The sequence below is a fragment of the Moorena sp. SIO3E8 genome (genome assembly GCF_010692445.1).
In the GTDB taxonomy this organism is placed as follows: Bacteria; Cyanobacteriota; Cyanobacteriia; order Cyanobacteriales; family Coleofasciculaceae; genus Moorena; species Moorena bouillonii.
The window spans coordinates 1-7590 of sequence record NZ_JAAHHM010000215.1 but is presented as its reverse complement, the minus strand read 5'-3'; the positions used below and the strand labels follow the sequence as shown (position 1 = coordinate 7590).

The window sequence follows — 7590 nt, the reverse complement described above, 5'->3', positions numbered from 1 at the left end:
TTGCTCGCTTTAGCTCTCTAGGGTCTCGATTGCTAGCTATAAATTCTTCCAGAGTCATGAGAACATGGTGGTAAATTTATATTCCATGATATCTCATTTTTCTTCAAAATCATTTAGGATTGGTATATCATTTCCATCTGTACCAGCAAGTTCATCATTACCAAAGGTACCAATAATTTTCTCACCTGGAATTACTATTGGTGGCAAAGTCAATCCTAAAATTACTGGGTCGTGGTCACTAGCGCGCTCTGGAGTGTCAGCGAAATCAACGTTGGCATGAACAATATCATATTCTGCAACATTGACTAAGTTATCAGATACAAATGCATGGTCAAGAGCTTGAGAGTTACCGTTAAAGATAAAGCTGTAAGCGTCTAAAGGATCCAAGGTATCGGTGAGATTAGTAAGAACTGGATTATCTGGACCCCCTGCCAAGTTAACAGTCTGGAAATCTTCAAATTGGAAACCATTCAAGTCCCCTAGGACAACCACATTAGCTGATGGATTTTCAGCTAAGATACTATCAACAAAATCGTTATTGGCTTGAGCTTGCTCAACACGGTCAGTCTCTCCACCAATCTCGGGAGGTTGAATGCCACCAAACAAAGGATCACTACCACCACGAGAGCTAAAGTGATTATTAACAACAGTAACTTCCTGTTCGTTAAATTCAAAGGTTGCAGCTAAAGGTAGGCGAGTTCCATTGAAAGGATTGTCTGCTTGACTTTGAGGTATGTCAAGGACAGTTTGAACAGAACCTGGAACTAAATCCACTCGTTCTGGATTGTATAAGTAAGCAACACGAATATTGCCACCAGGTTGTCCACCGCTGACATCGTCTTCGATAAAAGTGTTGTCAATGAACTGGTATTGTGGTCCTCCTGCTGCGACAATCTCATTAATGAGTAATTCCAGGGTTTCACTAGCTGAAATAACATCAGAACTTCCTGGACTAACAGAACCATCATTATCCTGAATTTCCTGTAAACCAATGATGTCCGGTGTGGCGAGATTGTTAACAATCTGACTAGCAATTAAATCGAAGCGACCATCTGCTATATCGGTATCACCATCAGCATCGTTGGGATCTAAGTTGAGAACATTGTAGCTAGCAATAGTTAATTGGTCAGAATCACCTACTACAGTTGTTGTTTCTGGTGTTGTAATCCCAATATTGCCTTGAGGAGTGAGGGGTTCATCAATAAGAACTTCGTAGTTACCAAAGCTGTAGCTGACAACTCCAGTTACATCCCCTAACAATGTTCCAGTACTAATAGAAGGGAGATCACTCTCGTCAGTTAGTGCATCAATTTGCACTCTTTCTGGATTAAATTCAATGTCAGCAAAGGTAGTACCATCACTAAGATCAGGGTCGTTGAGAGTAACACCACCGTTGCTGTTTAGACCAGTTGCAGATGCACCTTGGTTAGGAACTACAAAAAACTCAAAGGTTGAGAAGCCACCAAAGGCATCAGTAGGAGCAACAGAAACTGCGTCTTCAACAGTTACTAGCATTCCTTCTAAACTTTCGTAGAAGTCAATACCATCTACTGTGGGGTTAAAGGTACCTGATGCTGTTTGGAGATTAACAGGTAGTTCACTATTGCTAATAATAGTTTCTGTGGGAGCTAACCGACCACTTGAACCAATAATGGTAGCAGCAGGAACAGAATTTCCAGTTGAGAGAGTGGTAATAGTTGGGCTGCCAATCTGGGTAATAGAAAGATTGCCAGTACCAGCACCACCGGGAATAAATTCATTGACTGTACCTGTTACCTCTAGCTGATCACCTACTGCGATTCCAGGCGCTGAACCGGTGAAGACAAAGATCCCGTCTGAGGTAGCATCATTACCATCTCCTGTTGGGTCTTGTAGATAGAAACCATTCGTATCTACTGCTGTGACAATACCTGTGGTGGTGACTTCGCTACCATCAAATGGGGAGAGGTGACCAGCACCTTGAATATCGAAGATGGGGGCAATTGCCGGGCTTGTTCCTACAATAGTAGAAATAGTAGGGTTGATAGAACCGAAGGTATCAGTACCAAGAGTGGGGTCTGTATCAAAAGATGCAGGAGTTATGGCAATTCCATTAATATTAAACACTTGACCGTTGTCTGGATCATTAATGGCATAAAGGTCTCCTACACTACCATCCCTAAAGATAAGTCTTGGTTCATCACCAGTAAAGGCAAAGTCGGTTCCACCGAGGTCTGTACCATACAACAATGTTTCATCACCTGCTGCATCAGGCACACCGATTGCATCAAAAACGGTACCAAAGGTTGATAAATCATCTGGAACTCCGTCATCGTTGGTGTCAATATCAGTAGAGGTGTCCCCTGTGAATGTAGACAAAAGGGCTACTGTAAATGAAGGGTTCTCTATGTCACTAATACTGACACTCAACAAACCATTGCTATCAAAAGTACCTGAAACCGACTCAAAATTATTTATGTCTCCTGGGTTAGAACCACCAGGGTCGCTCTCAATATTGACGATCACTCCTTCAAAAGATTCGCCTGGTGTTCCACTAAGTTCAAATGTTGTCAGAGCTGGATCACTACCTATTGGGTTAGGTTGAAATTCACTAATAATAGCCATAGAAAAAATTCCTCCAATTTTTACTTGGTTCAGTATTACGAACGAACTCTTGACAATTTAAAATATTACAATTAATTCACCAAACTGTGAATTTACACCCAGATCTAATAACTATTAGTTATCTTACTTTTTAAAAGTTAACATTAAGTTATGTTTTCCTATTAGTTACTTAATCTGTGGTATTAACTTTTAAAATTGCCATAGTTAGTCATCATTATTTTACTGATCAAGCTGATTGTTTTTCTCCTGTCAGATATTATTCCTAACCCCAGCCTTATTAACAGCAGGGCTGTTTCTGGCGTCGGAATCAAATGTTATAGGTGCGCTTGATCCATTAATAATTAATGACTCAAGCGCACCTAATAGTTATTAAAAACGCTGTAATTTTTATTCCCGATTCCCGATTCCCGATTCCCGATTCTTCACAACTTCAGCGAAGTCTCATTCAATCGCATCGCAGCGAATTTCAACGATAAATCCATCGGGGTCATAAAAATAGATACCTCTGCCGGTAGGACGAGTTACTGGACCATGATCGATGGGAATTTGATTTTGTTTTAGGACTTCTACGGCTTGGTCAAATAACTGAGGATCGATATCAAAGGCGAGATGATTGACCCGAGTAAAGCCACGATGGGGGTCTGGATCCGGTGGTGATAGCTCTGGCTCGGAAAACAAATCCACAACAATGCCATCTGGGGTAACGAAGTTAGTGACTTTTCCGGCTGCGACTAGCGATCGCAAAGTACTGGGCACTTCTTCTCCAGTTAGTTCATGTAAACCTAGTACTGTACCATAAAAGTGGCGCGATGCTTGGATATCCTTCACATTCAGAGCAATATGATGGACTCGACGGAGACTACCTGGACTTAGTGTAGGTTTGATCAATTCAGGGCTAGAGACCATTTTTCTTAATAATTGTTAGTTGCAAATGGAAGTGTTAATTGTTAATTATTAATGGTAATAAGCGCGTTTGGATATAGATTGTAAATACCAGTATTGCCGAAAAAGGCAAGAGGCAAGAGGCAAAAGGCAAAAGGCAAGAGGTGCAAGAGCTCCGGAGTTTTATTGTAAACTAAAAAAAGACCTTGTAGGTTTACATCTCAAATAAAAACGCTATACCGTTCTCAATGGGTGCATGTCAGTTTTGTTAATCCCTGATTCAGATCCCCCATTATCCCCCTTAATAAGGGGGACTTTTCCATCTAATTCCCCCCTTTTTTAAGGGGGGTTAGGGGGGATCTATGTACCTAATTACAAATTTGACATGCTCCCGTTCTCAATTTGCTACTTTAAATATATTTCAAATTTATTTTAATTTCTGCTTTTCCTGGTAACATGAGCACTTTTTCTCAAATCTTAGCCCAAGAACTGTCGTTAAGTGCGACTCAGATCGAGAATGCCCTGTCTTTATTTGCTGAAGGGGCAACTATTCCGTTTATAGCTCGCTACCGTAAAGAGGTGACTGGTTCTCTCGATGAAGTTCAGCTACGCACTATAGCTGAGCGCCATACTTATCTAACGGAACTGGAGCAACGGAAGTCAGTAATTCTGAATGCGATCGCATCTGCTGGTAAGCTCACCGATGAACTAAAGGCTAAGATCGAAGCTTGCCAGCAAAAGACTGAATTGGAAGACCTCTACCTGCCCTATAAACCCAAACGACGCACTCGGGCAACCATGGCGAGGGAGAAAGGACTTGAACCCTTAGCGGACTGGATTGAGTCGATGAACACTCCGGAGGTTAAATCAGTATCCTTATCTGAAGAAGCGGCTAAATACATTTCCCCAGACCATAAGCTCAATACGGTAGAGGACGTTCTTCAAGGTGCCTCTGATATTTTAGCGGAAGCTGTAGCGGAGAAAGCCCACTTACGAGCGTACTTGCGGGATTATTTCCTGAAATCGGGAGTATTCGTGTCTCGGATTAAAAAGGATTATCCCGAAGGTACCACTAAGTTTGAAATGTACCGGGAGTTCCAAATCCCCGTTAAATCTGTAGCGCCACACAATATGTTAGCCCTGCTCAGGGGTGAAGCGGAGGGAGTACTAAAGCTGGAACTCTCTTTTGATGAAGACTATGTTATGTCCTACCTAGAGTCTGAGGAAATTCACACCAAGGTTACCTTACTGCGACAGTTTTACCAGACCATGCTCAAAGATGGGTTTAATCGGCTGATGAAAACCTCCCTAACTACGGAAGTACGCACCGATCGCAAAGCCTATGCTGATGCAGAGTCTATTAAAACCTTTGAAACCAATCTCCGAGAACTGTTGTTATCTCCTCCAGCAGGCATGAAGCCAACCTTAGCGATAGACCCAGGCTTCCGCACCGGTTGTAAAGTGGCTATCCTGGACGAGACAGCTAAATACATCACATACCAGCCAGTGTTTCCCCATCAAGGTAGTCACAAGCGTCAACAAGCTGCCGAAACCATTAAGAATTTAATTGAAACCTACCAGATCGAGCTGATTGCCATTGGTAACGGTACAGCATCTCGTGAGACAGATGAGTTTATCTCGGAAGTCCTGAAAACCATGGAGCGCAAACCGATAAAAGTAATGGTGAATGAATCTGGGGCATCGATTTATTCCGCCAGTGAGCTAGCACGAGAGGAGTTTCCGGATTTAGATGTCACAGTCAGGGGAGCGATTAGTATTGGCAGACGCTTACAAGACCCCTTAGCTGAGTTGGTCAAAATTGACCCTAAATCTATTGGTGTGGGACAGTACCAACACGATGTTGATCAGAAATTGCTCAAGAAGAAACTTGATGACACCGTTGAAAGTTGTGTAAACTATGTAGGAGTAGATTTAAACACTGCTTCTGCTCAACTGCTAACCTTTGTATCTGGGATTACCCCGACCATTGCTAATAACATTGTGAGCTATCGCAATGAGCAAGGTGCATTCAAGAACCGTCGGGAAATCCTTAAGGTACCAAAGTTAGGGCCAAAAGCCTTCGAGCAGTCAGCAGGATTCCTAAGGATTCGCAACGGGGATAATCCATTGGATAACACAGCTGTGCATCCAGAGAGTTATCCCGTAGTGAAAGCGATCGCATTGGATTTGCAGTTACCTCTAGCCAAGATTAACCAAGGAGCAGATCGGTTCAAATCAGTAGATTTGAACCGTTACGTCACAGATACCATAGGCTTACCAACCCTAGAGGATATTATCCAGGAATTGGAAAAGCCAGGACGAGACCCCAGGGCAGAGTTTAAGTACGCCACCTTCAAAGAAGGCGTAAATGAGCTCAAAGACCTAAGTCCTGGAATGGAATTAGAAGGAATTGTCACCAATGTGGTAAACTTTGGAGCCTTCGTAGATATCGGCGTGCATCAAGATGGGTTAGTGCATATCTCCCAACTAGCCGACCGGTTTGTAGAGGATCCCAAACAGATAGTCAAAGTGGGACAGGTGGTCAAGGTGCGGGTAATGGAAGTAAATGAAAAACTGAAGCGGGTTAGTTTATCAATGCGATCGCGCTAAATGTTGCTTAGGGTGCGTTAGGGGGGCTCTGATTTTCTTGGTAGCCAAGGTTGGGACAGCCCACCCCGGATGCTGCTGGCGAAATATTGCTTAACAAAAAAATGAGTAAAAGCATTGACGATATGGTAAGAGTTGGGAGCTAAAAGGAGAAAGAGAAATGCTTGATGTCAAGCCCATCGGTGCCAGTGTTCCTGAAGCTTACTCGTCGGGTAGCCCTAGCAGCATTTCCCCAAGGGAATCTCTAGATCTGGCTCAGGGATGAACTCCCAGAGATTTATCACGATCAATACTTTGCGGACTTGTTAAGCAGCATGGTTCGTCATTGATTAGTGCAGGACAATTAGCCCTGGTGAGGGTTATGCAATTTCTGGAAAATTTACCAGACCGTCAGGCAGCGGATGCAGTCATTTGTCGGTAGAACAGGAAATATTGCTTGGGTTTGGAGGAACGAAGATAGTGGCGCGTGACCATACGGGCTTGGGTGAATTTCGCAATCGCCTGGTAGAGGGAGGAGCAGGAGACAGAGTATTAGATCACTTACTCAGCCAACTCAAAGCAGGGGGATGGATTAAGGAATTAGTTAAACAACGCAGTGACTCAACCCAAGTGCTTGCAACCCTTCGAGAACTCAACCGTCAAGAAGCAGTGGGGGAAATGCAACAGAGCAACACTATATGTATTTGCCCTCAGAGAACCAAAGTGGTTACTTGCGTTGGGTAGACCCTGAGTGGAAAGAGCGTTATGGCAAAGTCATAGACGATTATCGTCTCCCCAAAAAGCAGCTCATCAGCACCGCCGATGGGGAGCCAATTGGCCGTGATGGGATGAAATTGCTCGAATGTCTGTGGCTTGAGGAAACTCCAGAGCACCTACGCCGTTTACCCAAGGTTGAACAACTGCGTCAATATTGGGTCTATCAGTATGATGAAGACCCACGGACAGATCAAACTCCGCCCACCAAAGGAAATGCCATCCCCTGGAGAGGGTTTGAGTTCCCCCTATGAAAGTGATGCTCGGGTTGGAACTTTGCGCTCAGAGTCTTGGACTGGATCTAAGGTACAACAAGGGTGAAACCTGTGAAACGAACCAAGTTCACCTGATTACTCATGTCGAAACTACTCCAGCTCAAGTCCAAGATGTTGAACAAACTGCTATGATTCATCAGGCTTTAGCGCAAAAATCAAAGTTACCGAGCCAACATTTTGTGGATGCAGGCTATGTGGATGCACAGCTGCTGGTCACCAGCCAAAACGATGATGGCATTGAGCTGATTGGACCTGTCAGAGCAGACACCAGTTGGCAAGGGACTCGTGAGGATGCCTATGACTTTTCTCGCCCATGTAATTGACTGGCAGAATCAGCAGGCCCTGAGGGGGTGACATGAGCCCTTAAAAGCTTACTAGATAATGCTTTGATGCCAGTTTATCTTTGCTAAGATAAACTGGGCAATTGACCCTAGGAATGATGTTCTAGAAGCTAAAACCCTTATAACTA

General features: G+C 43.7%; 7 protein-coding genes. 5 read left to right on the top strand and 2 right to left on the bottom strand.

Annotated features, from left to right (window positions below):
- Positions 1–93: 93 nt before the first annotated feature.
- Positions 94–2604 carry an endonuclease/exonuclease/phosphatase family protein gene (locus F6K46_RS36850; RefSeq protein ID WP_293067955.1) on the bottom strand — a complete coding sequence of 837 codons (2511 nt, stop codon included), beginning with the start codon at positions 2602–2604 and terminating at the stop codon, positions 94–96.
- Between the two features lie 344 nt (positions 2605–2948).
- On the opposite strand from F6K46_RS36850, the gene F6K46_RS36845 reads away from it, so the two are divergent.
- Positions 2949–3080, top strand: coding sequence for a hypothetical protein (locus F6K46_RS36845; protein ID WP_293067952.1), 132 nt, complete (start codon positions 2949–2951; stop codon positions 3078–3080).
- On the opposite strand, the gene F6K46_RS36840 is transcribed toward F6K46_RS36845, so the two are convergent.
- Complete coding sequence (locus F6K46_RS36840; protein WP_293067950.1) at positions 3046–3510, bottom strand: VOC family protein; 465 nt, start codon at positions 3508–3510, stop codon at positions 3046–3048. The genes F6K46_RS36845 and F6K46_RS36840 overlap by 35 nt on opposite strands.
- Positions 3511–3942: 432 nt before the next feature.
- Here F6K46_RS36840 and F6K46_RS36835 point away from each other — a divergent pair, with 432 nt between their 5' ends.
- From F6K46_RS36835 to F6K46_RS36820, 4 genes are all read left to right on the top strand, one after another.
- On the top strand, positions 3943–6096 hold the full coding sequence (locus tag F6K46_RS36835; RefSeq protein WP_293067947.1) for a Tex family protein: 2154 nt from the start codon (positions 3943–3945) through the stop codon (positions 6094–6096).
- 456 nt (positions 6097–6552) lie between these two features.
- The gene (locus tag F6K46_RS36830; RefSeq protein ID WP_293068604.1) at positions 6553–6816 is read left to right on the top strand and encodes a hypothetical protein; all 264 of its coding nucleotides are present in this window, start codon (positions 6553–6555) and stop codon (positions 6814–6816) included.
- Positions 6771–7100, top strand: coding sequence for a hypothetical protein (locus tag F6K46_RS36825; RefSeq protein WP_143727464.1), 330 nt, complete (start codon positions 6771–6773; stop codon positions 7098–7100). Before F6K46_RS36830 ends, F6K46_RS36825 begins: the two co-directional genes overlap by 46 nt.
- Complete coding sequence (locus F6K46_RS36820; RefSeq protein ID WP_081431069.1) at positions 7097–7444, top strand: hypothetical protein; 348 nt, start codon at positions 7097–7099, stop codon at positions 7442–7444. The genes F6K46_RS36825 and F6K46_RS36820 overlap by 4 nt, the downstream gene beginning before the upstream one ends.
- The last annotated feature ends 146 nt before the right edge of the window (positions 7445–7590 follow it).